22 protein-coding genes and 3 pseudogenes are annotated in these 24,783 nt (G+C 39.2%); 7 read left to right on the top strand and 18 right to left on the bottom strand.

Annotated features, from left to right (window positions below):
- Window positions 1-54: 54 nt before the first annotated feature.
- Together B6D67_RS00910 and B6D67_RS00905 are read right to left on the bottom strand one after the other, a co-directional pair.
- Window positions 55-1,098 carry a BMP family lipoprotein gene (locus B6D67_RS00910; RefSeq protein WP_011528187.1) on the bottom strand — a complete coding sequence of 348 codons (1,044 nt, stop codon included), beginning with the start codon at window positions 1,096-1,098 and terminating at the stop codon, window positions 55-57.
- A gap of 326 nt (window positions 1,099-1,424) precedes the next feature.
- On the bottom strand, window positions 1,425-2,717 hold the full coding sequence (locus B6D67_RS00905) for an adenylosuccinate synthase (protein WP_010921827.1): 1,293 nt from the start codon (window positions 2,715-2,717) through the stop codon (window positions 1,425-1,427).
- 437 nt (window positions 2,718-3,154) lie between these two features.
- Between B6D67_RS00905 and B6D67_RS00900 the strand changes: the two genes are divergently transcribed.
- Together B6D67_RS00900 and B6D67_RS00895 are read left to right on the top strand one after the other, a co-directional pair.
- Window positions 3,155-4,033: a hypothetical protein gene (locus B6D67_RS00900; RefSeq protein WP_010921826.1), complete on the top strand. Its 879-nt coding sequence runs from the start codon at window positions 3,155-3,157 to the stop codon at window positions 4,031-4,033.
- Between the two features lie 12 nt (window positions 4,034-4,045).
- Window positions 4,046-5,308 (top strand): toxic anion resistance protein, encoded by a 1,263-nt coding sequence (locus B6D67_RS00895; protein ID WP_010921825.1) that lies wholly within the window; start codon window positions 4,046-4,048, stop codon window positions 5,306-5,308.
- Between the two features lie 119 nt (window positions 5,309-5,427).
- Here B6D67_RS00895 and B6D67_RS00890 read toward each other — a convergent pair whose 3' ends face one another.
- From B6D67_RS00890 to B6D67_RS00840, 11 genes are all read right to left on the bottom strand, one after another.
- Entirely contained in the window at window positions 5,428-6,054 is a 627-nt protein-coding gene (locus B6D67_RS00890) for a V-type ATP synthase subunit D (RefSeq protein WP_010921824.1), read from the bottom strand.
- 44 nt (window positions 6,055-6,098) lie between these two features.
- Window positions 6,099-7,514 (bottom strand): V-type ATP synthase subunit B, encoded by a 1,416-nt coding sequence (locus B6D67_RS00885; protein WP_002986419.1) that lies wholly within the window; start codon window positions 7,512-7,514, stop codon window positions 6,099-6,101.
- Window positions 7,515-9,290, bottom strand: a complete 1,776-nt coding sequence (locus tag B6D67_RS00880; RefSeq protein ID WP_010921823.1) for a V-type ATP synthase subunit A — start codon at window positions 9,288-9,290, stop codon at window positions 7,515-7,517.
- Window positions 9,291-9,490: 200 nt separating this feature from the next.
- Window positions 9,491-9,811 (bottom strand): V-type ATP synthase subunit F, encoded by a 321-nt coding sequence (locus tag B6D67_RS00875; RefSeq protein WP_002987866.1) that lies wholly within the window; start codon window positions 9,809-9,811, stop codon window positions 9,491-9,493.
- Window positions 9,808-10,806 (bottom strand): V-type ATPase subunit, encoded by a 999-nt coding sequence (locus B6D67_RS00870; protein ID WP_010921822.1) that lies wholly within the window; start codon window positions 10,804-10,806, stop codon window positions 9,808-9,810. Before B6D67_RS00870 ends, B6D67_RS00875 begins: the two co-directional genes overlap by 4 nt.
- A gap of 15 nt (window positions 10,807-10,821) precedes the next feature.
- Window positions 10,822-11,406 (bottom strand): V-type ATP synthase subunit E, encoded by a 585-nt coding sequence (locus tag B6D67_RS00865; protein ID WP_002986431.1) that lies wholly within the window; start codon window positions 11,404-11,406, stop codon window positions 10,822-10,824.
- A gap of 67 nt (window positions 11,407-11,473) precedes the next feature.
- Window positions 11,474-11,953 (bottom strand): V-type ATP synthase subunit K, encoded by a 480-nt coding sequence (locus tag B6D67_RS00860; RefSeq protein WP_002993834.1) that lies wholly within the window; start codon window positions 11,951-11,953, stop codon window positions 11,474-11,476.
- 1 nt (window position 11,954) lies between these two features.
- A complete protein-coding gene (locus tag B6D67_RS00855) occupies window positions 11,955-13,955 on the bottom strand; it encodes a V-type ATP synthase subunit I (RefSeq protein ID WP_010921821.1) in 2,001 nt (666 codons plus the stop codon).
- Window positions 13,945-14,265 carry a hypothetical protein gene (locus B6D67_RS00850; protein ID WP_002986440.1) on the bottom strand — a complete coding sequence of 107 codons (321 nt, stop codon included), beginning with the start codon at window positions 14,263-14,265 and terminating at the stop codon, window positions 13,945-13,947. The genes B6D67_RS00855 and B6D67_RS00850 overlap by 11 nt, the downstream gene beginning before the upstream one ends.
- 454 nt (window positions 14,266-14,719) lie before the next feature.
- The gene (locus B6D67_RS00845; RefSeq protein WP_002986443.1) at window positions 14,720-15,739 is read right to left on the bottom strand and encodes a PTS fructose transporter subunit IIC; all 1,020 of its coding nucleotides are present in this window, start codon (window positions 15,737-15,739) and stop codon (window positions 14,720-14,722) included.
- A gap of 36 nt (window positions 15,740-15,775) precedes the next feature.
- On the bottom strand, window positions 15,776-16,141 hold the full coding sequence (locus B6D67_RS00840) for a RidA family protein (RefSeq protein WP_002986446.1): 366 nt from the start codon (window positions 16,139-16,141) through the stop codon (window positions 15,776-15,778).
- A 173-nt stretch (window positions 16,142-16,314) separates the two neighbouring features.
- On the opposite strand from B6D67_RS00840, the gene B6D67_RS00835 reads away from it, so the two are divergent.
- Window positions 16,315-16,995 carry a helix-turn-helix transcriptional regulator gene (locus B6D67_RS00835; RefSeq protein WP_002986450.1) on the top strand — a complete coding sequence of 227 codons (681 nt, stop codon included), beginning with the start codon at window positions 16,315-16,317 and terminating at the stop codon, window positions 16,993-16,995.
- Between the two features lie 121 nt (window positions 16,996-17,116).
- On the opposite strand, the gene B6D67_RS00830 is transcribed toward B6D67_RS00835, so the two are convergent.
- The 3 genes from B6D67_RS00830 to B6D67_RS00820 are packed head-to-tail and all read right to left on the bottom strand — an operon-like array spanning window position 17,117 to window position 19,622.
- Window positions 17,117-17,764, bottom strand: a complete 648-nt coding sequence (locus B6D67_RS00830; RefSeq protein ID WP_002987854.1) for a 3-oxoacid CoA-transferase subunit B — start codon at window positions 17,762-17,764, stop codon at window positions 17,117-17,119.
- 2 nt (window positions 17,765-17,766) lie between these two features.
- Window positions 17,767-18,426: a CoA transferase subunit A gene (locus B6D67_RS00825; RefSeq protein ID WP_010921820.1), complete on the bottom strand. Its 660-nt coding sequence runs from the start codon at window positions 18,424-18,426 to the stop codon at window positions 17,767-17,769.
- An 11-nt stretch (window positions 18,427-18,437) separates the two neighbouring features.
- The gene (locus B6D67_RS00820) at window positions 18,438-19,622 is read right to left on the bottom strand and encodes an acetyl-CoA C-acetyltransferase (protein WP_010921819.1); all 1,185 of its coding nucleotides are present in this window, start codon (window positions 19,620-19,622) and stop codon (window positions 18,438-18,440) included.
- Window positions 19,623-19,742: 120 nt separating this feature from the next.
- On the opposite strand from B6D67_RS00820, the pseudogene B6D67_RS00815 reads away from it, so the two are divergent.
- Window positions 19,743-20,653, top strand: a pseudogene (locus B6D67_RS00815) (LysR family transcriptional regulator).
- 67 nt (window positions 20,654-20,720) lie between these two features.
- On the opposite strand, the gene B6D67_RS00810 reads toward B6D67_RS00815, so the two are convergent.
- The gene (locus B6D67_RS00810; protein WP_029714188.1) at window positions 20,721-22,127 is read right to left on the bottom strand and encodes a short-chain fatty acid transporter; all 1,407 of its coding nucleotides are present in this window, start codon (window positions 22,125-22,127) and stop codon (window positions 20,721-20,723) included.
- Between the two features lie 348 nt (window positions 22,128-22,475).
- On the opposite strand from B6D67_RS00810, the gene B6D67_RS00805 reads away from it, so the two are divergent.
- Window positions 22,476-23,141, top strand: a complete 666-nt coding sequence (locus B6D67_RS00805; RefSeq protein ID WP_010921817.1) for a hypothetical protein — start codon at window positions 22,476-22,478, stop codon at window positions 23,139-23,141.
- Window positions 23,142-23,334: 193 nt separating this feature from the next.
- On the opposite strand, the pseudogene B6D67_RS00800 reads toward B6D67_RS00805, so the two are convergent.
- Window positions 23,335-24,164: pseudogene (locus B6D67_RS00800) on the bottom strand (class C sortase).
- A 64-nt stretch (window positions 24,165-24,228) separates the two neighbouring features.
- Here B6D67_RS00800 and B6D67_RS10340 point away from each other — a divergent pair.
- Window positions 24,229-24,413: pseudogene (locus tag B6D67_RS10340) on the top strand (hypothetical protein).
- Window positions 24,394-24,744, top strand: coding sequence for an IS66 family insertion sequence element accessory protein TnpB (tnpB, locus tag B6D67_RS00790; RefSeq protein WP_010921815.1), 351 nt, complete (start codon window positions 24,394-24,396; stop codon window positions 24,742-24,744). The pseudogene B6D67_RS10340 and the gene tnpB overlap by 20 nt, the downstream one beginning before the upstream one ends.
- Window positions 24,745-24,783 lie beyond the last annotated feature (39 nt).

The following is a 24,783-nucleotide window of genomic DNA, read 5'->3' as shown; positions in this document are numbered from 1 at the left end:
TTATTAAAAAGTCCAAAGTCGGTTCGTGACGACTCTGGACGGTATTGTACAGTTTTAGTTTTCAGGAACTGTGATGGTTCCTTCGATAATCGCTTTTTTAGCAGCCTCAATAGCTTTTTTAGTGTCTTGTGTCAGAGCATCCGTTGTAAGGCTAACACCACCTTCTTTTAAACCAAAAGTGGTTATTTGACCACCTGGGAATTGGTCTTCTGAGGTTTTTACGGCTACTTTTACTAAAGCTTTTCCGACTTCCTTGATACTTGAGGTCAAAACAAAATTAGCTGACTTGCCATCTTTTGTAGTGTATTTTCCATCTTCACTTTGGTCACGGTCAACACCAATAACCCAAACCTTATCTTCTTCTTTACGTTTTTCGTTGATAGACTTAGCTTCGCTAAAGACACCCGCCCCTGTGCCTCCTGCTGCATGATAAATAACATCTGCGCCTTCAGCGTATTGAGCAGCTGCAATCGTCTTGCCTTTGGCAGCATCTGCAAAAGAGCCTGCATAAGCAACTCTTACTTTGATGGTATCATCTACTGATTTCACACCAGCTTCAAAACCTTTTTCAAAGCGCTTGACAACATCTCCTTCCATACCACCTACAAAACCAACTTGCTTGGTTTTTGTCGTTTTAGCTGCTGCAACACCGGCTAGGTATGCCGCTTCATGGTCTGAAAAGGTGATACTTGCAACATTTTTTTGACCTTTAATCACATCATCCACAATTGCAAAATGGTTGTCAGGATTGTTTGCGGCTACTTTTTCTACAGCGTCATGTAATGGAAATCCAATCCCAAAAACAAGATTATAACCATTGGTTACTGCTGACTCAAGGTTTGTGGTAAACTCTGATTCATTGGCTGATTGGAAATAATCATAGCCTTTTCCTTTTTCAAGTTTATTTTCTTTTCCCCAAGCTTGTAAGCCTTCCCAGGCTGACTGGTTAAATGACTTGTCATCAATACCCGTCTGATTAGTAATCATAGCGATTTTTAATGAATTGTCAGTTGTTTGTTTAGCGGAGTTATTGGTACAGCCTCCTAATGTGAATAGGGCAGTCGAAACAAGACCAAGTGACATTACTTTTTTGTTCATGTGAAAATGAACCTCCTAAATGTTTAATCCTAAAGTGATGTGTCATTGTTAACGTTCTACTTATGCTCTAGAACGAAAAGTTTAGTATATCAAAAAAATCAGTTTTATCCTACTATTTTTGCTGAAAAATCTCTTTTTCACCAAAATGACCGAACGAGAAAGTGAGATCAACTGGTAAAACCCATTATCTCCTTAAAAATCACCTCTTAAGGAGATAAGACAACGACAAAACTCAAGCAACTAGTAATAGCATGACTAACTATACAATCCAACAAACGGTAAAAAGAGCTGGAAACGCTATCCAACTCTTTGTCATACTAGACACCTTAGATAGATGCCCAGACTGACTCAAGAATATTGGTCTGTTCACGCCCTGGACCAACTGAGAAGGTTGAAATGCGAACGCCAACCAATTCTCCAACACGACGAACGTAGTTGCGGGCATTTTCAGGAAGCTCATCAAGGCTACGAACACCTGTGATGTCCTCTTGCCAGCCTGGTAATTCTTCATAGATTGGTTTGCAACGTTTGAGTTGTTCAAGGTTTGCTGGGTAATAGTCAATACGTTTCCCATCAAGGTCATAAGCCACACAAATCTTAACCGTATCAAGCCCTGAAAGAACATCAATTGAATTCAGAGAGAGGTTAGTAATACCTGATACACGACGACTGTGGCGCATGACAACCGAATCAAACCAACCGACACGACGTGGACGGCCGGTCGTTGTCCCGTACTCATGACCCACTTCACGAATGCGCTCACCCACTTCATCAAAGAGTTCTGTAGGGAATGGCCCATCACCGACACGGCTTGTGTAGGCTTTACAGACACCAACTACTTTGTTGATTTTATTTGGGCCAACACCAGAACCAATGGTTACACCACCAGCAACTGGGTTTGAAGACGTTACAAATGGGTACGTTCCTTGGTCAATATCAAGCATAACCCCTTGTGCACCTTCAAAAAGAACACGTTTACCGGCATCAAGTGCATCATTTAAAATTACAGAAGTATCTGTCACATATTGCTTGATTTCTTGACCGTAAGCATAGTATTCTTCAAAAATAGCATCAAAATCAAGAGGTGTACTGTCATACATTTTTTCAAATAAACGGTTTTTCTCAGCTAAATTAATGCGTAGGCGCTCTGCAAAGATATCCTTATCCAGTAAATCTGCGATACGGATACCAACTCGAGCAGCTTTATCCATATAAGCTGGACCAATCCCTTTAATAGTTGTTCCGATTTTATTGTCACCTTTTGCATCTTCTTGCAGTTGATCCAGCTGGATATGATAAGGTAAAATGACATGAGCTCGGTCTGAAATGCGAAGGTTATCTGTCGTCACTCCTTCATCATGCAGGTACGCCAACTCTTTGACCAAAGATTTGGGGTTGACCACAACGCCATTACCAATAACGGAAATTTTTTGCGGGAAGAAAATTCCTGATGGGATCAAGTGAAGTTTAAACTTCTTACCATCAATCACGATCGTATGACCAGCATTATCACCACCTTGATAGCGTGCAATTACTTCTGCATCCGCTGACAAGAAATCAGTGATTTTACCTTTACCTTCGTCACCCCACTGGGTACCAACAACAACTACAGATGTCATATCATTGTCCTAACTTTCTGAAACACTTATTCTCAATAAAAATCATAGGCAAGCTAACCACTGCTTAAAAACCAAAAAGAAGGTCAGATCTGTAAGATCAGCAATGTAGCTCTTGATATTTAAAGAAAACAGGCAGGAATCTCACCTGCTAGCATATATCTTACAACTTATTATAGCAAAAAATGATTTTTTCTGCTAGATTTCTTAGCATTATTAAGGAAAAAGAGAAACTCTTTTTTTAACCATGGTAAACAATCCTAAAAAAACGAACATTATAAGAGAAAAGCTTTTAACCTCGTTTCTCCTAAGCTTTAGCAGGGTTAAACGATTCTCTTAAAACATTAGCTCTTTTCTTTCAGAAATAGCGGTTTTAAGGTAAAATAATAGTAAGTTACCTCTATGAGATAGCCAGTAAAAACATATCGAGGAAATATCACATGATTAGAAAGTATGACCGCACGAGCACAAAAAAGAAATCACTAAACTGGATTTGGCTAATCATTGCTTTTTTTATGATTTCAAGCTTTATAGGTGGCTCTTCTTTTACTGAGTCACTTCTAGACATTTTGCCTGCCATAGCCATTGGTGGTACAGGTTATGCTATTTTTCGTGTTAGATCTCATCAAAAGCGGCTAGCAAAGGCCAAGATTGCCAAACAATTAGAAGATCTAAAAGCAAAAATTCAGCTAGCTGATCGTAAAGTTCGGCTGTTAGACACTTATCTGGCAGACCATGATGACTTCCAATATAACGTACTAGCTCAGCAATTATTACCACAACTTAGTGACATCAAAGCAAAAGCTATTACGTTAAAAGACCAGTTAGATCCCCAAATTTATCGTCGTATCACCAAAAAAGCCAATGACGTTGAAAGTGATATTACCCTTCAACTCGAAACACTGCAGATTGCCACAACTCTTAACCCTCAGCCTTTGAAAACCCCATCTCCTAATCTTATTAACAAAGCACCTGAGCTCAAACCGTATTATGATAATATTCAGACAGATCATCAAGCTATCCTTGCTAAAATCCAAGGAGCCGACAATCAAGAAGAATTGCTTGCGCTGCATGATGCTAACATGAGGAGGTTTGAGGATATCTTAACAGGCTACTTAAAAATCAAAGAAGAGCCTAAAAATTACTATAACGCTGCTGCTCGTTTAGAACAAGCCAAACAAGCTATCCAACAATTTGATGAAGATCTTGACGAAACCCTTCGTCGACTCAATGAAAGTGATCTTAAAGATTTTGATATTAGCCTTCGAATCATGCAAGGTGCTACTCAAAGACGAACAACGCATCACCAAAAAGACTAAAGGAGTCCCTTTATGGCAGATTTTAATTTTGACATTGACCAAATTGCTGACAATGCTGTTATCAAAACCGATAAAACCACCGATATTATCTCAGACTTACCAACTGACACAAATGGCCAAATCTCTTTTTTTGAGAAACTAAGTGCTGACCAGCAGACAGCTATTACTGCCAAAGCCCCGGCATTGGTAGATACCTTTTTGGCAGACCAAAATGCGCTACTTGATTTTGGTCAGTCTGCTGTTGAAGGGGTCAATGCAACGGTTAATCATATCTTGGCAGAGCAAAAAAAATTACAGATTCCACAAGTGGATGATCTTTTAAAATCAACCAATCGTGAACTCAATGGTTTTATCGCTAAATACAAGGATGCCACACCTGTGGACCTTGATAAAAAGCCAAACTTTCTTCAAAAACTCTTTAAACAAAGCCGTGATACCCTGCAAGAGTTTTATTTTGATTCTCAAAACATTGAGCAAAAAATGGATAGTATGGCTGCAGCGGTTGTCAAGCAAGAAGATACCTTAGCTCGCAATATTGTCTCAGCAGAATTGTTAATTGAAGATAATACTAAGTCCATTGAACATTTGGTAGGCGTCATTGCTTTTATCGAAGCTAGTCAAAAAGAAGCTAGTCAGCGCGCTGCGGCTTTACAAAAAGACCTAAAAACCAAAGACAGTGCTACACCAGACTATCAAATAAAAGCTGATCTTTTGGCAAGAACTACCGAAGTCATCAACACTCTCGAACAACAACACACCGAATACTTGAGTCGCCTCTATGTTGCTTGGGCGACAACTCCGCAAATGCGTAATCTAGTCAAGGTCTCTTCTGACATGCGTCAAAAACTAGGCATGTTACGCCGCAATACCATTCCAACGATGAAACTATCTATTGCTCAGTTAGGCATGATGCAACAATCGGTTAAATCTGGAATGACTGCTGATGCCATTATTAATGCTAATAATGCTGCCCTTCAGATGCTAGCAGAAACAAGTAAAGAAGCCATCCCAGCATTGGAACAATCAGCACAAAACCCTACTTTGTCTATGAAATCTGTGACAAGTCTGGCAGAAAGTTTAGTAGCACAAAATAATGGGATCATTGCGGCGATTGATCATGGACGCAAAGAACGAGCACAACTAGAAAGTGCTATTATCAGGTCTGCCGAAACCATTAACGATTCTGTCAAACTACGTGACCAAAATATTGTGCAAGCACTTCTTAGTGAAGGCAAGGAAACTCAAAAAACAATTGATAAAATAACTCGCGCATAAGCTAAACATCACCTGTCACGCTACTTAAAAAGCAAGCCATCAGTTAGGTTAATCCCTTTGATGGCTTGCTTTTTTACTACTTAACGAATAATCGCCTTGTTTGATATAACACTTATCTTTTATGATGTTATTTTCATAATACGAACAAGGCTCGCACGCTCGGCCTCTTCTAATTTCAACTCAATGTAGTGAATCGTCTCTTTCAGTTGCGGGATAATAGAATACTCTAAGCCATTGACGCGACGTCTAGTCTTTTCAATGTCATCAGCCATTAGTTGACAAGTTTTTTCAACTTCAGCTAACCGTAAGAGCTTTTCTAATAGTTCTTTTGTCTTTTGGATAGTATTGTCCATCTCACTATTTGAGCTGAGGTAACTATAAGCAAACTCACCTTGTTCTTGCTCTCTTGCCGTATTAGACTGGACATGGAATTTAGGCACATTGACACTCATGATATTTTCAATATCAATCCATAAGGTCACTTCATGGACTGGAACAGCAAAGAGTTCTTCTACCATTAGACTATTTTCGGATGCTTTTGCCAAGACAAACTCCTTCATATTGGCAGCAAGTTCTTTTTCGATAGTTTGCCGAAGCTCATTGTTTTCACGAATTAAATCAACGAAGCGGCGCATCAACTCATCCCGCTTGTCCTTTAATAATTTATGACCTCTTGTAGCTGTCTTCAAGCGATTTTTCAAGTTACTAAGTTCCATGCGTGTTGGTTTAACATTTAATCGTGCCATTGATATAACTCCTTTCGTCAAGGGCTTGAAATTGCATGGTCAACTCAATCATTTGCAACAAAAACCTTTGTCATCGTGGTATCTGCTTTAGGCAAATAACGATCTAACATATCATCTTTAATGCGTTTTAATTCGGTACGTGGCAAAATCGACAACAATTCCCAACCCAAGTCAAGACTTTCTTCAATGCTACGGTTGGTGTAAAATCCTTGGTTAATGTATTCTTCTTCAAACCGGTTGGTAAAGGCCACATATAGTTTATCCGTTTCAGAAAGGGCTGATTCACCGAGCACAACAGCCAATTCCTTAGCTTGTTTTCCTTGGGCATAGGCTGCAAAGAGCTGATTCATTGTAGCAGCATGGTCTTGTCGAGTCTTACCTTCACCTGAGCCTTTATCTTTTAGGCGAGATAGCGATGGCAAGACATTAATAGGCGGTCTAAAACCATTTTTATATAGTTCTTGCGACAAAATAATCTGACCTTCGGTAATATAACCTGTCAAATCGGGGATAGGGTGGGTAATGTCATCTTCTGGCATGGTTAAAATAGGAATTTGAGTCACTGACCCTTTTTTCCCGATCAAGCGACCAGCCCGTTCATATAAGGTGGAGAGATTAGTATAGAGATAGCCAGGATAACCTCGTCTGCCTGGAACTTCTCTGCGAGCGGCTGATACTTCTCGTAAGGCTTCACAATAATTTGTCATATCTGTCATGATGACTAAAACATGCATACCTTTTTCATAAGCCAAGTATTCGGCTGTTGTCAGAGCTATACGTGGTGTTGCAATGCGTTCAATAGCAGGGTCATTAGCTAAATTGATAAATAAAACAGATCGATCAATGGCACCCGTTTCACGCAAGTCATTCATAAAGAATTCTGCCTCTTCAAAAGTAATACCCATAGCTGCAAACACAACCGCAAAGTTATCATCAGAGTTTAGAACAGTTGCCTGACGAGCAATCTGTGCGGCCAATTCATTATGAGGTAACCCTGAGCCCGAAAAAACTGGTAACTTTTGACCACGAACGAGGGTATTGAGGTGATCAATAGCTGAGATACCTGTCTGGATAAATTCGTCTGGGTAATCACGAGCGACAGGATTGATCGCTTGACCATCAATATCAAGGTATTTTTCGGGAATAAGTTCTGGACCGCCGTCTATGGGCTGCCCCATTCCATCAAAGATGCGCCCTACCATATCTTCTGATACGGCTAATTCCAAAGGATGCCCTGTAAATCGAACCTTGGTTTTGGCTAGGTTGATGCCAGTTGATCCTTCAAATAGCTGTACCATAGCCTTGTCACCTTGGACTTCTAAGACTTGACCTTTACGCCTTTCTCCATTATGCAAAGTAATATCTACCAATTCGTTGTAGTGCACTCCTGCAACTTGATCAACAATCATCAAAGGGCCAACCACTTCGCTAACCGTCCGATATTCTTTGAGAACGCTCATCTAAATTCCTCCCTTTGCTAAAACGTGGTGAATCTCTTTGGTAACCTTCTGAGTAAGCCCTTTAATCTGCTCTAAGTTTTCTTCTGGGATAAATTTGCTGCGTGCGATGCGATCGCGTACCTGAGCAGTGCCTTCCATAATCTCATTAAAATAAGCTCCCAAAGAAAGGGCTTTGCTGGCTTCCTCATTAAAGGTCAAAATATTGGTTAGCATGGCCTCTTGTTTCGGAAAGGAAGTAAAGGTATCCACCGAATCAAAGGCATTTTGCTGGAGATAATCCTCCCGAATTTGCCGGGCAACAGCCATGGTCAAACGATCTTGTTCAGACAGTGAATCAAGCCCCACCAAGCGTACAATTTCTTCTAGACTGGCTTCACGCTGCAAAATAGCCATGGCACGAGTTACCTTGTTGGACCAATTAGATTGCTGTTTACGGTCAATATAGCTTCCTACATCATCTTGATACAATGAATAAGACGTCAGCCAGTTAATCGCTGGGAAGTGACGCCGTTGCGCAAGAGGCGCGTCGAGCCCCCAGAAAACTTTGACAATCCGAAGGGTGTTTTGAGTGACAGGCTCTGAAATATCCCCTCCAGGAGGAGAAACCGCGCCGATGGCTGTAATGGTTCCCTCACGTTCTTGACTTCCCAAGGTCCGAACACGACCAGCCCGTTCATAATATTCGGCAATACGACTCCCTAAGTAAGCCGGGTAGCCTTCATCACCAGGCATTTCTTGTAGGCGTCCTGACATCTCGCGCAGAGCTTCTGCCCAACGTGATGTCGAGTCTGCCATGATAGCCACAGAATAGCCCATATCACGGAAATATTCGGCAATGGTAATACCTGTGTAAATCGACGCTTCACGCGCTGCTACTGGCATATTAGAGGTGTTTGCAATTAACACCGTGCGCTCCATAATGGACTGGCCTGTATTTGGGTCAATTAACTCTGGAAACTCATTCAAAACGTCGGTCATCTCGTTGCCGCGTTCCCCACAACCGACATAAATAACAATATCAACGTTGGCAAATTTAGCTATTTGATGCTGCACAACTGTTTTTCCTGCCCCAAATGGTCCAGGAACGGCAGCGGCACCACCTTTTGTAACAGGGAAAAAGGTGTCAATAACCCGTTGACCTGTAACCAAAGGTTCGACTGGGATAAGCTTTTGAGCAACAGGGCGACTTTGACGAACTGGCCAAGTCTGCATGAGGCTACCTTGGTAAATGGAACCGTCTTCCTGCTTAATTTCATAAACTGTATCTGTTACTGTGAAGTCCCCTGCATGAATAGCCACCAAGGTCCCTGAAACTTTATAAGGAACCATGATACGGTGCTCAATGACAGCTGTTTCTTGCACAGTTCCTAAAATATCACCTGCAACTACTTCTTGACCAACACTTAGCTTGGGAATAAATGCCCACTTAGCCTTTCGATCAAGACTTGGGATAGCCACACCACGGATTAAAAAGTCGCTGTCCGTTGCTTTTTGAAAACGATCAAGCGGTCGCTGAATACCGTCAAACATTTCTGAAATCAGGCCCGGGCCTAACTCGACCGACAAAGGACAACCAGTAGTCACTACTGGTTCTCCTGGACCGATCCCTGATGTTTCCTCATAAACCTGAATAGACGCTTGATCGCGACGCATTTCAATAATTTCTCCGACTAAGCCAAGATGTCCCACACGACAAATATCTTGAATATTAGCTTCTTGCATCCCAGAAGCCACAACAAGAGGTCCCGAAACGGTTATTATTTTTCCTTGGTTCACCTTTTTCCTCCTTTATTTTTTCCAAATCATACTAACTAATCTATACTGTCAAGGTTTAATGTGACTATTTTGAATAGTCAGCAAACTATCCTATGCGTTCAGCTGCTAACTTCACCAATTTTCCTGTCCTTGCATTTCATCAGTTAGCTACTCATAAGCCTCAAACAGAGTATAAGTCCTCTTTGCCTAACGTCTTAGTGTTATAAAATATTTTGACCGACAGCCTTTTCAACCATGGCTTGTATGCGTGACAGGCCTATCCCTTGCGCTCCTTGATGAGTTGGTAATGGTATGACTGCTGGTAGAACTTGATTGTCATAGTGAGTGAGGGCTTCTGGAATAGCTGCAGCAATATCTTCTGTGATATAAATAATACCAAAGTCTTCCATTGCTAGTTGACGCAACTGGTTAATAGCGTCTTGTGGTTTTATTACTGGAAAAGTTTGAAACCCAATCATCTGAAAAGGTAGAATAACATCTCTGTTACCAATTACCCCGACTTTATACAATGTTTTGGTCATGCTATTGGTCTCATCCTTTCTATGACACGTTCTTTGGGTAAATCATTAGCTAAAGCAGCCGCTAAAAGCCGTAGGTTTTTTACTTCAAACGATTTAGCGAGCAAAAAGCGAGCAAGCACATAAGGCCCATCGACTTGATATTTGGCCTTCGCAAATAAATGGTAAAGGCATTCATCAACAAGGTATTCTAACTCAGTCGTTTGAAGAGTGCCTTGGCGAAGTTTCTCTGAATAAGGTTTTAGGGCTGTCATATAGCTATCAGGTGTTACATTTTCAAACCACGTCATCAGATCCTTATCATCTTCAAGTGTGATAAATGTTTTACTTGGTCTACTTGCTTCATCAGATAATAACTGCATCATGAAACTTATTGGTTTATTTTGCGATTTGGCCCGTCTGACGGTAATCAGATTATACAAATCAATCACAATAAGAACAGCTTGTTGGAAAACAGGGTCCTCTAATCTTTGTGCTATTTGTTTCAACGCCTTAAAATAAGCTAAGTCAGTACCAATTTCTAAGACGCGTATGTCTTGATAATCTTGATATTCGGCCCAAATGGACTGGATTTCTGTTACCACCTCTTTTGGAAACTCATCAGAAGTCATCGTCCTAATCAAATGTTCCAAAGCCACCAAAGGCTTGTCACCAATTGGTAGTAATAAGTGACTCAGATCTGCTTGACTAGCTTTAGCTTTTAACAACACTTTGACATTATGATAGGTGTAACGCAAGGTAAATAATTGTACTATGTCAGGTTGAGGGGTTTCTGCAAAAGCCCAGCGATAGGTCTTGGTTAGCTCAGCCATTAAGATAGATTCTAGCCGATCCAAATCGTTGAGATCGTCAACAGTTAGGTGATAGACTGACTGGTGCAACAGTCGAGCTAAGGTTGTTGTATTGGGAGCCTGCAATAGCTTATCAAATTGCTCTTTAGTCAATAACTCTTTTTCTTTGACACTGATAGTAGTGTTTAATTCTAGAAATGTTGGCATCGCTAGTCAAACCTCCTATATCTCTGAAAAAAGCATATCAATGATGCGGGAGCTTTCTTCTTTAAGAACTGATTCTAAAAGGTAACGGTATAAATAATTGTCATCGACTTGGTCTAAACTGACTAAAAATCCTGCTTCCTGAGGAATTAGCTCTTGATTATAGCTTAATTGAGGAAATGCTAATCTCAGCTCAGCACAATCATAAGAACTGAACTTTTGCCCTGTTTTTTCGCCAAAAGTAACTTGCAATGGCTGTTCTGGATATTTAGACAAGACTTGCTTCAAAAAAGCCAATTCTTCTTCCTTAGAAAAGTTCGTCATCTTCTCCAAAGAAGCTTCAAATAGCTCCTTTATACTGTCTTGTTTTAATGCTAGTAGAGCTTGTCTTTCTTGATTTTTGAGTTGCTGCTGCGCAACCTGAAATTGCTGTTCAAGAGCTTTTAACTCTTTTTGACGCTTTGCTTTTAAATCGTGTAGTCCTTGCTGTTGACGCTCTTTAAAGTCAGTATCAAGACTATCTGTCGCTATCTTTAGGCACTGTTGACCTTCTTGATGTGCTTTTTCAAGAACGTTTTGTCTTAACTGTGTTATATCATTCACCTAATTTCCCCCTTTTGATAGTGTTAGTGGTGTCACCGTTTTTTAAAATCTAGATAAGGACCATACCTTATCCAATTTTATTTAAGAGAATAAAGGAGACGACAAAGGCAAGAATAGCATAGGTTTCAACCATAGCTGCTAAAATGACACCTTTCATAAAGTCTTTAGGGCGCTTAGCCAAGATTTGCATACCAGCTACAGAAACATTGCCTTGGTGCTTGGCCGAAAAATAACCAACAATAGCAATTGGAAGAGATACCAAAAAGTAAGCTAATCCTTGGTTAACTGAAAGTTCTGGTGTCAGTTTCATCCAAATTAAAATACCAATAGCAAAGCCGTAGATTCCTTGACTACCGGGTAACAGTTGCAAGATAAGCGCAGACGTAAATTTTTCGGGTTCTTCTTTTAAGAGCGCAGCTGCCGCTTGACCACCTTTACCGACACCATAAGCTGAGCCCATGCCACTAAGAGCTACGGCTAAAACAATTCCTAAGGCTGCGAAGAAAACGCCACCATGTGCTGTAAAATAATGTGCTAAATGTTCCATGTTAATTGTCCTCCAAATCTGTTTCTTCATTGACATTGACATAATTATCAGCTAACTTTAAAGGATTGAAAGCTTTTCCTCCACCTTCATAAAATTTTCCAAAAAACTCTACGAAAATAAGACGAGCACCATGCACATATCCTGAAAGCATTGATAAGAAAATATTGATCGCATGCAAAAGAATAAAAATAAAGATACCTACTGTAAAGCGCGTGACTGGTGGAAAAATCCCAACAATCATGTTAAAAGCCGCTCCAATACTAGCTCCAGAAAGCCCTAATGCCATTAGACGAGTAAAGCTAACCAAATCACTTAAGTAAGAGCTAATGCCATATAAATTATATAATCCACTACCTAGACCTAAAAGGCTTTTGCTTTTTAGTAAAGAAACAACCAAAATCCCAAAGGCATTGCCCAATGCAAGCCACTTACCAATAACCGATAAGTAAGCAAGGCCAGATACATTCTTACCAAGAATAAATAACAGCAGACCTAATAAAATAAAAGTCCAAGCTAGACTTGACGTATAGGCCGTAGCATATGCTTTCATCCTTACTTGTTGCCATGCTCCTAACAAAAGCCCAAATATAAGTGTAACAAACCCAAATAGCAAAGAAACAACCAAAATAGTAATCACATCCGTTTTAGTTGATAATAATGCCACAGGTAAGTCAAAACCAAAGAAAGAACCGTAAATAAGCCCCCATATGGCTACTGAAATAGCTAAAATATTAAAGAAGGTCACTAACCGTTTACTGGTTTTTTGGAGATTAAAAAAGACCAATGCAGCTAGTGTCACAGCATATAGCAACAAACCATAGCCCAAATCAGCTACCATCATGCCAAAAAAAGTAAGGTATAAAGGAGCTAAAAAAGGTGTCGGATCTTTTTCTTGATATTTTGGCAAAGCGTACATTTCTGTAACCAATTCAAACGGTGCAATGTAGCGGTGATTACGTAGCTTAATGGGAACATCTTCCCAATCGTCTGGCGTGACATCGTAACTATCCAGATAAAACATATCACCTAGTGTCTTAGTCATTAGCCCTTTTAATTGGTTAACCGAATCAGCTTCTATCCACCCTTCTAAGGCTATTAGATGTCTTGTACCGAGTAATTGCTTTTTAGTTTGCTGCCGTTGATACTGACTAAGGACATAGTCTATTTCAACCTGTAACTGTGCCAGTATCTTTTGAGACTGCCTAAGCTCTTTTAGTAGACTATCTTTTTCAGCTAGCCAATTCGTTAGTAACTCTTTGTTTATACGAAGTTGTTCTGATGGCAGTAACTGTTCTTTATATAATAAGGGTTTAAACTGATATTTCTGTAAATGAATCGTATCTTGTGCTTGCCAAAATAAGACAAGGCCGTACTCAAATTCTGTATGGTATACTTCCTCAATAAAAAGACCTTTGTGCTGCTTTAGCTGATGATAAAAATGATTATTTGCTGTACTAGGAATCGTTCCAACTCTTGCCGACAAAAAATGAAATTGCGCTAAGTCCTGAGGCAAAACAGTCAAGGAACGCCACTTTTCTAACTCCTGACAGTATTCTGTTAGCTGGTCTATTTTGCTTTGCAGCTGCTCTAGTCGCTCTATCTTTTGTGACATCATTTTCAAAGCCGTTTGAGCTGCTTGTTGTCGATGGCGTTCTTCGAACTGTTTAAACGAAAGAGATGGCGTTTTTTGTCTCAAGGCTGTTAACTTTCCTATTGGTGGTAAAAACGCTGATAAGCTAGCAAGGCCGTTTTCTAACTCTTGTTGGCTTTGTAAAAGGTATTGTAAAGCTTCATCATCTAGTAGAGGTTTTTGATGCGTCAGATCGTATTGGACGATTTGTGGCAACTTGACGTTGCCTTTGTTAAAAGCATCTTGCCAATGTTTTAGTTGCTTCATGTCACGAACTTCAACTAATTGAGATTGTTGAAGTGTTTTTAAAACAAGATCAAGATAATCTTTTTCAAAAACCATTGCCAGCTTTTTCATTTGACTAATGGCCATATGTCTCCACCACCTTATCCACTAACTCCCTAACAACGGTTAGCTTATGCTCTTCTAAAATGGCATGAAGGGCTAGCTGTTGCGTCGCTAATCTCTTTTTTGAAGCTTTTTGTTCTTGACGATTAGCTTCAAAAAACACCTCACGTTTAGCTTCTAATAGTAGCTGAGTTTCTTGTTCGTACTCAAGGAACAGCTGCTTTAACTCTTCTTCTTTTTTGTCAGCTAGAGCTTTTTTCTTAGCATCGTAACTGTCATAAATTGTTCTAGCCTCTTGTTCGATACTATTCATTAGTGACAATAGGGTATTCATCACATATCAACTCCTTATCTTTATCTATTGCTAATTCTTTGACTCACTAGGTACTTAAAAACAAAGCTACAAGAAAGGCTACTTTTGGGGGGTTAATCAACCAGTGAATATAAGCTAGAGCTAAATCTCTAACCTATCTACTAACAGCTTTTTTGAGATAGGATAATGGCTTAATTAAACGAACAGCATCTTTAAGTTAAGCGCTTTCAATTCTATCCATAAAAACAATGGCTTAGTTCAGAAAAAGGTTAGCTAAAAACCTGTCAAAGCAGTAAGATGACACAGAACTCTAAAGCTTTGTATTGCTGTCTTTCGTGTGTTATCTTATACTTCTTTAGGCATTTAGTAACCTTGATCTAGTTGACGGTAAGGTACCTTTACCAGCCAATAGCCAAGCCAATGTGATAACAGTATAACTGCTATCTTGTTAAAAGTCCTGTCAAAAAGATGTTTATTAGTTTCTCGCTTGTAATTCTTGTTTTGTTACTAAACGGTAATTTTTAAAGACAGAACCTCCAATATAACCCACAATTAAGCTGATAATAATACATCCAAGGGCTGTTATCAACACTTTAGCGACAGGATTATAGGCAAACATCACCGCAAAACCGGCAATCGGAGTAGCTGTCCCTGGCGTATCATTAACCAATTTCATTAGGGCGATCAAAACACCACATGCAGCACCACCAACAAAATTAGTCACATAAATCGGAATGGGATTGGCTGACGTCACATCTGCCTGCGTTAGTGGTTCAATAGCAAAAGCAATATTGTCTTTTCTTTCACCCAATTTTAATCGGTAAAAAAGAACACCATTCATAAAAGAAGAGCCAAAGACAGATAAGGCACCTATAGCCATCGGAATACCTGTTAGACCAAGCATGGCTGTCAAAGCCATTGATGACAGCGGAGCTGTTGCTACAACAACAATCGTACCGCCTAGTATCATTCCCATGATAATAGGGTTGCTATTAGCACTTGAGGTCAGGATGTCTCCAATAGTCAATAAAGTACTATTGATCACTGGCGTAATTAACTGCGCCAAGAAACGAGTTAATGGTGCACCGACAATAATAATCGAGATTAAATCAAGCCCACCAGGAATATTTTTTTCCATCCACTTGATTAAAAAAGATACCACATACCCAGCCACAAAACCTGGGATAATACCCGTTCCTGAAACTGACAAACCAATCAAAACGGCATAACCTGGAGACACACCAATTGCAATGGCAACCAAGATAGCAGCAGCTACCCCTGATAATGAGCCATTTGCTCCGCCTACTTCACTTAGAAACTGAAAGCCTAAAACCTTACCAAAAAAAGAATCTTGAAAGGCTTCAACTAAAAAAGAGGCACAAGCTGCCGAAGCCAAAGCTCCCATTGCCTTGGCACCATGAGGAGCCTTATAGTTAAACAAGCTAAAAATAGCTAAAACAAGAATCAAAAGACTTGTTCCAATAATAATATCCATAATCTATTCCACCAATCTATCTCATTACATAAGACACTATAACTGCTTCACTCTGGCGACAGCTTCGACTTCAATCAAAGCTTGCAAAGGAAGCGCCGACACTTGAACCGCTGTCCGAACAGGGTAGGGCTCTTCAAACAAATCAGTCATGACATGATTTAATATTTCCACATTGGTCACATCTGTTAAATACACATTTAGCTTATAGATATGATTCAAGTCCAACTTTTGCTCTGCCAAAATAGATTGTAAATTAACAAAAACCTGGCGACACTGTGCCTCAAAACCATCTGACAATTGACCTGTCACTGGATTAAGGGGTAATTGGCCTGCGGTGTATAGAAAATGTCCTTCAATCGTATAAGTTGAATAAGGGCCCATTGGTTCTGGGTAGCTCTTCATATACGAACCTCCTCATTGATAATATAGTTAAATTTTACAGGAAACCGCATTCACAGTCAATAATAAATTCTCTTTTTGATAAAAAATTATTATTAAGGTGATTGGCAATTGTTTTTTAGTCTAAAATGTATTACTATATTTGTAAATAAGAAGATAGATATAGGAAGTTTGACATGGATAAAGAAACGCTAAACTACTGGAAAACGGTTATCACATTTCTTCACGATGTCTTAGGTGATAACTATGAAATTATTTTACATGTGATTGATAAAAATGATATCTATATTGGAGAACTCGTTAATAGTCATATCAGTGGACGGTCTAAACAGTCTCCTCTCACCACCTTTGCTCTTGATTTGATTACTAATAAAGTCTATAAGGAAAAAGATTTTGTGACCAATTACAAAGCAATCGTTAGTCCTCAGCACAAAGAAGTTCGGGGATCTACTTTTTTTATTAAAGATAAAAAGGGTAATCTCGAGGGAATGCTATGTATTAACTTAGATATTTCAGCCTATCAAGGAGTAGCTAGGGACCTCTTAAAACTTGTCAATCTCAATTTAGAACATTTCATCCCAACTGCTAAAGAGCCTAAAACAGTCACACCCCAGCCAGAAGAAGCTGTTGAAATTTTAACCTCTAACATCCAAGATATTATCGGTCAAATTATTGATCCCTCGTTACTGAGACACAATGTACATCTTAGCCAAGATGTCAAAATAGACATTGTTGCCAAGCTTTATGAAAAAGGGGTCTTTCAGCTAAAAGGAGCCGTCTCAAAAGTCGCTGATATTCTATGTATTTCCGAACCAAGTGTTTACCGCTACCTTAAAAAAATTGAAGCCGATCAATAACCAAATCACCATAAAACGCCAGTTAAAAGTATTTCAGATAAGCATCACAATCTCTGATATACCGATGACTGACGTTTTTTTTACTCAATATGCCTTTATGGCAAGAAAAGGCTACTGGTCATTAACCTTCAGCTATGCTTAGAGGTACACCTGTCGCAGCTTGAACCTCATCAAAAGTAAACCCTTCACTGATTTCAATTACTTGGATACCATCTGGCGTTACTTTAAACACACCCATTTCTGTGATAATAAGGTCAACCACACCTTTTGCTGTTAAAGGTAAGGTACATTCTTTTAGGAGCTTATGCTTTCCTTTATTGGTATGCTCCATAGCTACGATGACTTTTTTAGCACCAACTAATAAATCCATCGCTCCTCCCATACCAGGAACCATTTTGCCTGGAATCAGGTAATTGGCGATATCTCCATTTTCTGCAATTTCTAAAGCACCCAAGACGGTCAAATCAACATGACCACCACGTATAATGCCAAAAGAATCTGCACTATTAAAGAAAGCGGCTCCTGGATAAACCGTCACAGGCTGTCCTCCTGCATTAACGATAGTCGAATTCGGATCATCTGACTTAGGACCTAGTCCAATAAACCCATTTTCAGATTGAAAATACACTGTCATTTCTTCAGGCACAAAATTTGCTACTTTGGTTGGTAGACCAATACCTAAATTTACCAAAGTACCATCTTCTAATTCTTTGGCCACACGCTTTGCAATACGATTTTGAATCTCTTCTTTACTTAATGCAACCGCCATAACTATACTCCTTCTTTAACAATGTAATCTACAAAAATATGTGGTGTATGAACGCATTCTGGTTGTATGGTGCCGACTGGTACTATTTCTCGCGCCTGAACAATTGTTGTTTTTGCACAAGCTGCCATCAATTGATTAAAATTATTTTCAGAACCACTATACTGTAAATTTCCCATTTCATCAGCTTGATTAGCAAATATCAAGGCGACATCTGCCTCAAATGGGTATTCTAAGAGATAGGTTTTTCCCTTGATGGTTTTTGTTTCCTTGCCTTCTGCCACTAAGGTTCCTACCCCTGTTGGCGTGTAAAAGCCACCAATGCCATAAGCTCCGATGCGAATTTTTTCGGCGAAGGTTCCTTGAGGAATGAGCTCAATCGTCGTTTCACCGGCAGTCATTTGGCGCCCAGCTTCTTTATTTAATCCAATATGTGTTGCATAAATGGTTTTGAATTGATGATTAGCCACCATTTTTCCAACACCGCGATCAACAAAACCAGCATCATTACAGATCAAGGTTAAGTCTTTTGTGCCTTTGTCAACCAGTGCATCAATTAACGCTTCTGGTGTTCCATTAGCCATAAAACCACCGACCATAATCGTGTCACCATCTTTAATATGACTGATAGCTTCTGCTATTGCTATTCTTTTATTCTCTTTCATACGGTTACCTTCTATCTTGTTACGATGATACTTTGACCTTGGCCACCACCAATACAAAGCGTTGCTAAGCCATGTCTCACATCACGCTTAGCCATTTCTGCTAATAAGGTGACTAAAATACGAGCACCTGATGCTCCAATCGGGTGACCCAAAGCAATAGCTCCTCCATTGACATTAACTTTTTCATTGTCAAAACCAAGGTCTCGTGAAACCGCTAAAGCCTGAGCAGCAAAAGCTTCGTTTGCTTCAATCAAATCAATGTCATCAATTGTCAGCTGAGCCTTTGCAAGAGCCTTTTTCGTAGCAGGTATTGGTCCGCAGCCCATAATACTTGGGTCTACACCTGCACTTGCATAACTAGTGATTTTAGCTAAAATAGGGAGCCCTAATTCTTCAGCTTTTTCTTTACTCATCAATAAAATTGCCGCTGCTCCATCATTGATTCCTGAAGCATTACCAGCAGTTACTGTCCCCTCATCTTTGATAAAAGCAGGGCGTAACTTTGCTAACTTATCCACTGTCGTTCCAAATTTAGGGTATTCATCTTGATCAACGAGTAAAGGTTCACCTTTACGCTGAGGAATAGTGACAGGTGCAATCTCTTCTTTGAAACGACCTTTTTCTATGGCAAGTTGGGCTTTACGTTGGCTATCAGCTGCAAAGGCATCTTGTTCTTCTCTGGTCAGTCCATACTGTTGCACAATATTTTCGGCTGTTATACCCATGTGATAACCTGCAAAAGCATCACTCAACCCATCTTTAAGCATGGTATCTACTACTTTACTATCTCCCATACGAGATCCCCAACGTTGGCCTTGTAAAACGTAAGGTGCTTGACTCATGTTTTCGGTACCACCAACTAAAACAATATCAGCGTTGCCCGTTTGAATCTTTTGAGCACCTAACTCAACTGCTTTTAAGCCAGAACCACAGACCATATCAATCGTAAAAGCAGGGGTATCATAAGAAAGCCCCGCATTTAGCGCTACTTGCCGGGCAACATTTTGACCCAGACCTGCATGTAACACATTCCCAAAGATCACTTCATCAATGGCATCACTTTTAAGACCGGTATCAGCTAAAATTTTTGTAACAACTGTCACCCCCAAATCTACGGCTGATAAAGATTTAAAGACTCCTCCAAAATTTCCTATCGGGGTACGATAAGCAGATGTGATCACCACTTCTTTAGTCATAGAAACTTCTCCTTTTTCATTATTGAAACGCTTACATTTTTATTATATAATGTGAACTATAATAAACAAATATCGTTTTTTTATATATGCTATAACTAAACGTTATCGAAAGAGGAAAATATGAATATCTCAAGCTTGGCTTATTTTATTGAGATTGTTAATTGTGACTTTAACTTAACCAAAGCAGCCCAAAAAAGTCATATTTCGCAACCCGCCCTTAGTAGTTATATCAAGACTATCGAAAAAGAAGAAGGAGTCGTTTTATTCCAGCGTCAAAAAGGGCGTCTAGTTGGACTAACTTCAGTCGGCGAACGCTTTTTTGAAAATGCTAAGGTGGTTATCGCATCACATGAGCAATTAATGGCTGATTTGCGGAGTGAATCCAAAAAATACAAAGGAGAAATTTCAATCGGTATTCCTCAACTCATCTCTGGCATTGTTTTTTCTGAGCTCATTCCAAAACTCATCGAAGAAAATCCCGAAGTTAAATTTCATATTGTAGAAACGGGTGCTTATGAACTGCAAAAAAACTGTTTCTAAAAGAAGTCGATTTTGCGATTTTATTAACACCCACTACACTAGATGCTACTATTGCTGATATCGACATTCTCCTAAGAGATCAACTCTGCCTTTATATGAGTCACAAAACCTTTCAAGAGACGTTTGATAGTAATCCTAACATCTCTATCAAAGCATTACATCGTCAAAACTTAGTAACTTTTGATAAAACCTTTATGATTAATCATCAGCTTACCACCTTATTTGAAGAAGCAAATAGTCTTCCTGTAGTCAAATGTTATTCTGCCTCGTGGGATTTTTTATTAAATTGCACGCGCTATTCCTCTTACCTAACAATCCTACCAAGACCTATTACTCATTTTGCTCATATGGACGGTTTAGTGGAGGTCCAACTGACCGAACATCCAAAATGGGAAGTTGTTCTAGCCTCTCTCAAGCACAACAAAACAAGCCATTTAAAACATTATATCAAGCACACCATCTTAGATTATTTCATGAACCAGCGCTTCTAATTGCTGGACTCAGACCTTAAAAAAACGCCTGAAGGAAACAATCCCAAGCGTTTCATGTAGTTATTTCCTAAAATACAAATAGGTAAATGATGGCAATACCTGTGACCACCAAGACACAAGGAATAGTATAAGCCACAATTTGATTGAATTTTAGTTTGAAGTTTGAGAGGTAAGATAAGGCCCAAAAAGGAACTATCAAGTTTGTTGTGGCATCTCCTAATTGATAAGCCTGCAAAATCTTACCTAAGTCATTACCAACTTCGATAGTTGCAGGGACGATATAGGGAGCTTCAATCACAAATTTTGAGCCTCCTGATGGTACCGCAATATTCAGCAAAGCCGAGTAAAGATAAGCAAAGACCGGCCATGTTGTCCCATTTGAAATAGCGACAAAGAAATGGGAAATCTCTAATCCTAAACCTGTACTTTGAATGATTCCAAAAATACCAGCGTAAAATGGAAACTGAAGCACCAAGCCCCAAGATGACATGACCCCATCTTTGAATAAGGAACCATAATATTCTGGTCCTTGTTGACCACAAAGAAGCAAGCCTAAGCCTAAAAATAAAAAGTTAAAACAATTGAGATCTAGACCAGACAAGCCCACCACCGAAAAATGATAAAGGCTATAGCTAACAATGGCCCCACCAACAAGATACATCACTAAGCGAGATGCGTTCATCTTTTCAGCAGGTGTGTTTCTTGCAATAACAACATGTGAAGCGGTATCAAGACTATGGTGATAGATCTCATCATCAAGTTCCATGATTTTAGTTTCATCTTTTGGGTGCGCCAATAAAGCAAAGCAAAGCGGTACCAGCATACACACCACTAAAAGACTGATAAATGGAAGATTCAAAACTGATTCTGTCAGAGGAACACTTTCAGGAACAACCTGTTTATAAGCATCTGCGACACTATTTCGCAAATAATCTGGAGTAGCCGAATAAAGCACCGCAGCACCAGATAGACCAGAAGTAGCTGGTAAAAAGGTAAAAAATAAAGTAGCAACAAACAAAGGCGTATGCACCTTAATCCCTTTTTGCCTAGCCTGAACAAGCAACTCTTTCCCAAACACAATAGCAACCATCATACCAAGACCCCAGTGTAAAAAGCCAAAGATAGAGCCTACTACAATGGAAAAGATAAAAATCTGAGTCCTGGTTTGAGGCAGTTTGGCAAGGGACTTAAACATCTTATGAGCAGGTGGAGAACTCGCTACAGCATTCCCTGTCGCAAGTAAAATAGTCATCTGCATGGCAAAGGACAACAGCCCCCAAAAACCATTTACCCAGCCATAGATAATCCCGCCCGTCTTTTCCGTACCAATAAAGGGACTATCCGTCATCAACACAGACATAGTAACGACTAAAAAGGTTAAAATAAAACAGATAAAAAGCGATTCTGGCATCCATTTCATAAAGCCATCAATATAGCGATCCATAAACCTTTTTTTGGTTTTGATGTTATTCATGTTGTCAATTCCTTTCACATTGTCCAAAAGCACTTTTATTCTTTTGACCAGTAACCTGTCGATAATATTAATAAGCGTTTCTTTAGTTCATTTAGTTATCAATAAGTTTAAATCCACAAAAAACACTTTTGTCCCCTTTTTATTATGACAGCGTTTTCATAAACAACTATGATTTTTTTATTGCTTCCATAACCCTTATTTATAGCAAAAAGAATGGCGCTTCACTCATCAACAATATCTTTGTTATATTTGAATAATTAAATAATTATGATAAAAAACTAAAAAATAATTTACTTTTTAGTTTTTTTGTTATAATATATTAGTATTAAAAGAAAGGTTTTTCATGATATGAAACGATGTAATAAATATCTCTTCACTTCACTACTAGCAGCTTCGATGCTGTTTAGTTCGTATAAATCAGTACATGCCCATGATAACATTGATGAGAAAGGTAAAGTGCACCTTTACTGGCAGGGAAATTACTATGTTGATAACTATGTCGACTATACTAAAAAATTGGTCGATAGCGATAAAAATATTGAATGGACTGTAACCTTTAATTCAGCTAAAGAACAATGGGTTTACCCTGATTTCTCAGTTTTTCTTCCTAAGGGTGTAAAAGCTCCTACAGAGATAACTTATGAGCATCATTATTGGGACGGTACAGTTCGTTCTGAAACACGCAATAATACACAATGGCATTATGATTGGAAAAGCCAACAAACAAATTTTAATCAAGAATTTGATAAATTCCCTGGTTATACTGGTTGGAGTCCTTCTCTAGATAAATTTTACAAACTAAAAAACGACGGAAAATTTTCTCACGTTTTAGTAGATACCTATGGCCGTCAATCACACACTTATTTTTCTCATAAAATGGTTTGGAAGTTTAAAACTGAGCTTGAAGATAATTACAAAAATAAATGGGATAAATTACCGTTTATAGCAGGTATTAAACAAAACAACCCATTAGCAGCATCATTCCCAAGTTATAAAGGGGAATTCGGTGAGTAAATGAAGCTGCCAGTCCATCATCTTTTGCATAATACAGTCAGAGTCTAAGACAACATGATTGCTCAGACTCTTTTTATTTCTTTTATTATACTTAAAGTAACCGAAGGAGCTCTTCTGTACGATATCCCCACCGTACCCCAAAAAACTGGTGGGCAAAGTCCACCAGTTTCTATTACAATCTCTTATTTAACTATCACTTGCTTTTCTTAGCACTTACTCGCGAATACATAAACACTAAAATAATAGCTATAACCACCCCGAAAGCAGCACACACTACTTCTGCCCACATTCTTGATTTATCCACGAGTTTCATTGCTTTTTTAGCCTGTTGATACTTTTTATAATGATATGCAATTCTATGACCTCGGACCAATAGACGCTTGGTGTTAACACCATATGGTGTGCAGGTAACCAAAGTAGCATAATCTTTCCCCATGACTCCAGAAAGTGATGTGACTTGATCTGGTTCAACAGTTAGTATCTGATCAACTTTATAAGCCAATACTTTATTTAACACACGAAAGTAAAAAGTATCTCCCTTTTTCACTAAATTCAAATTAGTAAACATTTCTGCCGATGGAAGGCCTCTATGAGCAGAAATAACCGTGTGAGTCCCGTCACCACCAACTGGTAAGGCACTTCCAAATAAGTGACCTGCTCCTTTAGTTAGCACCTCGTCTGTCGTATAGTGGTATATGGGTAACGTCACTTTAATAGAGGGCACTTCAACATATCCCATAATATCATTGTTTTCAATTTGAAGTAGGCTTTCGTAGTTTTTATCATGAATGCCATCCCTAAATGAAAAAGCATCTGGAACAGGCTGAATCCCAAGCCTAGCGTTATACGCCTTAGCCTTTTGCCACACCTCCTCCATTTCTGAGGGCTTCTTTTGAGTCACTTGTTTGTGATAAGTTGATAACAATTGACGATCACGATAGCATTCCACTGACTACTTAACGTAGGGTAAAGAAAAATGGCTGTTCCCAATAAAAATAATGTAAGCGTCCAATAACAGGGTATCTACCGTGATTCTCAATCCTCCAGTATACTGTTAGTAAAACTAGTCTATCGGAGGATAATTTAAATATCACACCCTATTGTTCCTTTGGAAGTTCCCCAATCTCGTCGATTTGAGAAAAAAACAGAAATGATATCTTGCTTAAAGTTCGCCTTGGAAAACTGGAACTTAGTTTATTTCAAGCACTCAATCAGGACTTGTTGGAAAGCATTTTGGATAAGGTACTGAACGATGACCATTCGGCTAAATGACCTAGGACAAGTTTATCTGGTTTGTGGAAAAACAGATATGCGACAAGGCATTGATTCCCTAGCCTATCTTGTCAAATCCCAACATGAGTTAGATCTCTTTTCAGGTGCTGTTTATCTCTTCTGTGGTGGGCGACGTGATCGGTTCAAAGCGCTTTACTGGGATGGTCAAGGTTTCTGGTTACTTTATAAACGCTTTGAAAATGGGAAACTAGCCTGGCCAAGAAATAGGGATGAGGTCAAATGCTTGACAGCTGTACAGGTGGACTGGCTTATGAAGGGATTTTTCATTAGTCCTAACATAAAAATTTCAAAAAGTCATGATTTCTATTGAACTCATGGCTTTTCTTCAGGTATAATGAAGAAAATATCA

Origin of the sequence: Streptococcus pyogenes, from assembly GCF_002055535.1 — a bacterium.
GTDB classification, from domain to species: Bacteria; Bacillota; Bacilli; order Lactobacillales; family Streptococcaceae; genus Streptococcus; species Streptococcus pyogenes.
The sequence above is the reverse complement of the archived record's forward strand: the minus strand, read 5'-3'. Positions and strand labels throughout refer to the sequence as shown.

What these genes read in the sequence shown, in the direction of transcription:
- B6D67_RS00870 (WP_010921822.1), bottom strand. Translation starts at nt 10,806, where the DNA reads ATGCCAACATTTCTAGAATTAAACACTACTATCAGTGTCAAAGAAAAA.
- B6D67_RS00840 (WP_002986446.1), bottom strand. Translation starts at nt 16,141, where the DNA reads ATGAAGAGCTACCCAGAACCAATGGGCCCTTATTCAACTTATACGATT.
- tnpB (WP_010921815.1), top strand. Translation starts at nt 24,394, where the DNA reads ATGACCATTCGGCTAAATGACCTAGGACAAGTTTATCTGGTTTGTGGA.
- B6D67_RS00805 (WP_010921817.1), top strand. Translation starts at nt 22,476, where the DNA reads ATGAAACGATGTAATAAATATCTCTTCACTTCACTACTAGCAGCTTCG.
- B6D67_RS00830 (WP_002987854.1), bottom strand. Translation starts at nt 17,764, where the DNA reads ATGGCGGTTGCATTAAGTAAAGAAGAGATTCAAAATCGTATTGCAAAG.
- B6D67_RS00855 (WP_010921821.1), bottom strand. Translation starts at nt 13,955, where the DNA reads ATGGCCATTAGTCAAATGAAAAAGCTGGCAATGGTTTTTGAAAAAGAT.
- B6D67_RS00890 (WP_010921824.1), bottom strand. Translation starts at nt 6,054, where the DNA reads ATGGCACGATTAAATGTTAAACCAACACGCATGGAACTTAGTAACTTG.
- B6D67_RS00825 (WP_010921820.1), bottom strand. Translation starts at nt 18,426, where the DNA reads ATGAAAGAGAATAAAAGAATAGCAATAGCAGAAGCTATCAGTCATATT.
- B6D67_RS00810 (WP_029714188.1), bottom strand. Translation starts at nt 22,127, where the DNA reads ATGAATAACATCAAAACCAAAAAAAGGTTTATGGATCGCTATATTGAT.
- B6D67_RS00910 (WP_011528187.1), bottom strand. Translation starts at nt 1,098, where the DNA reads ATGAACAAAAAAGTAATGTCACTTGGTCTTGTTTCGACTGCCCTATTC.
- B6D67_RS00900 (WP_010921826.1), top strand. Translation starts at nt 3,155, where the DNA reads ATGATTAGAAAGTATGACCGCACGAGCACAAAAAAGAAATCACTAAAC.
- B6D67_RS00860 (WP_002993834.1), bottom strand. Translation starts at nt 11,953, where the DNA reads ATGGAACATTTAGCACATTATTTTACAGCACATGGTGGCGTTTTCTTC.
- B6D67_RS00885 (WP_002986419.1), bottom strand. Translation starts at nt 7,514, where the DNA reads ATGAGCGTTCTCAAAGAATATCGGACGGTTAGCGAAGTGGTTGGCCCT.
- B6D67_RS00850 (WP_002986440.1), bottom strand. Translation starts at nt 14,265, where the DNA reads ATGAATACCCTATTGTCACTAATGAATAGTATCGAACAAGAGGCTAGA.
- B6D67_RS00905 (WP_010921827.1), bottom strand. Translation starts at nt 2,717, where the DNA reads ATGACATCTGTAGTTGTTGTTGGTACCCAGTGGGGTGACGAAGGTAAA.
- B6D67_RS00895 (WP_010921825.1), top strand. Translation starts at nt 4,046, where the DNA reads ATGGCAGATTTTAATTTTGACATTGACCAAATTGCTGACAATGCTGTT.
- B6D67_RS00875 (WP_002987866.1), bottom strand. Translation starts at nt 9,811, where the DNA reads ATGACCAAAACATTGTATAAAGTCGGGGTAATTGGTAACAGAGATGTT.
- B6D67_RS00820 (WP_010921819.1), bottom strand. Translation starts at nt 19,622, where the DNA reads ATGACTAAAGAAGTGGTGATCACATCTGCTTATCGTACCCCGATAGGA.
- B6D67_RS00845 (WP_002986443.1), bottom strand. Translation starts at nt 15,739, where the DNA reads ATGGATATTATTATTGGAACAAGTCTTTTGATTCTTGTTTTAGCTATT.
- B6D67_RS00835 (WP_002986450.1), top strand. Translation starts at nt 16,315, where the DNA reads ATGGATAAAGAAACGCTAAACTACTGGAAAACGGTTATCACATTTCTT.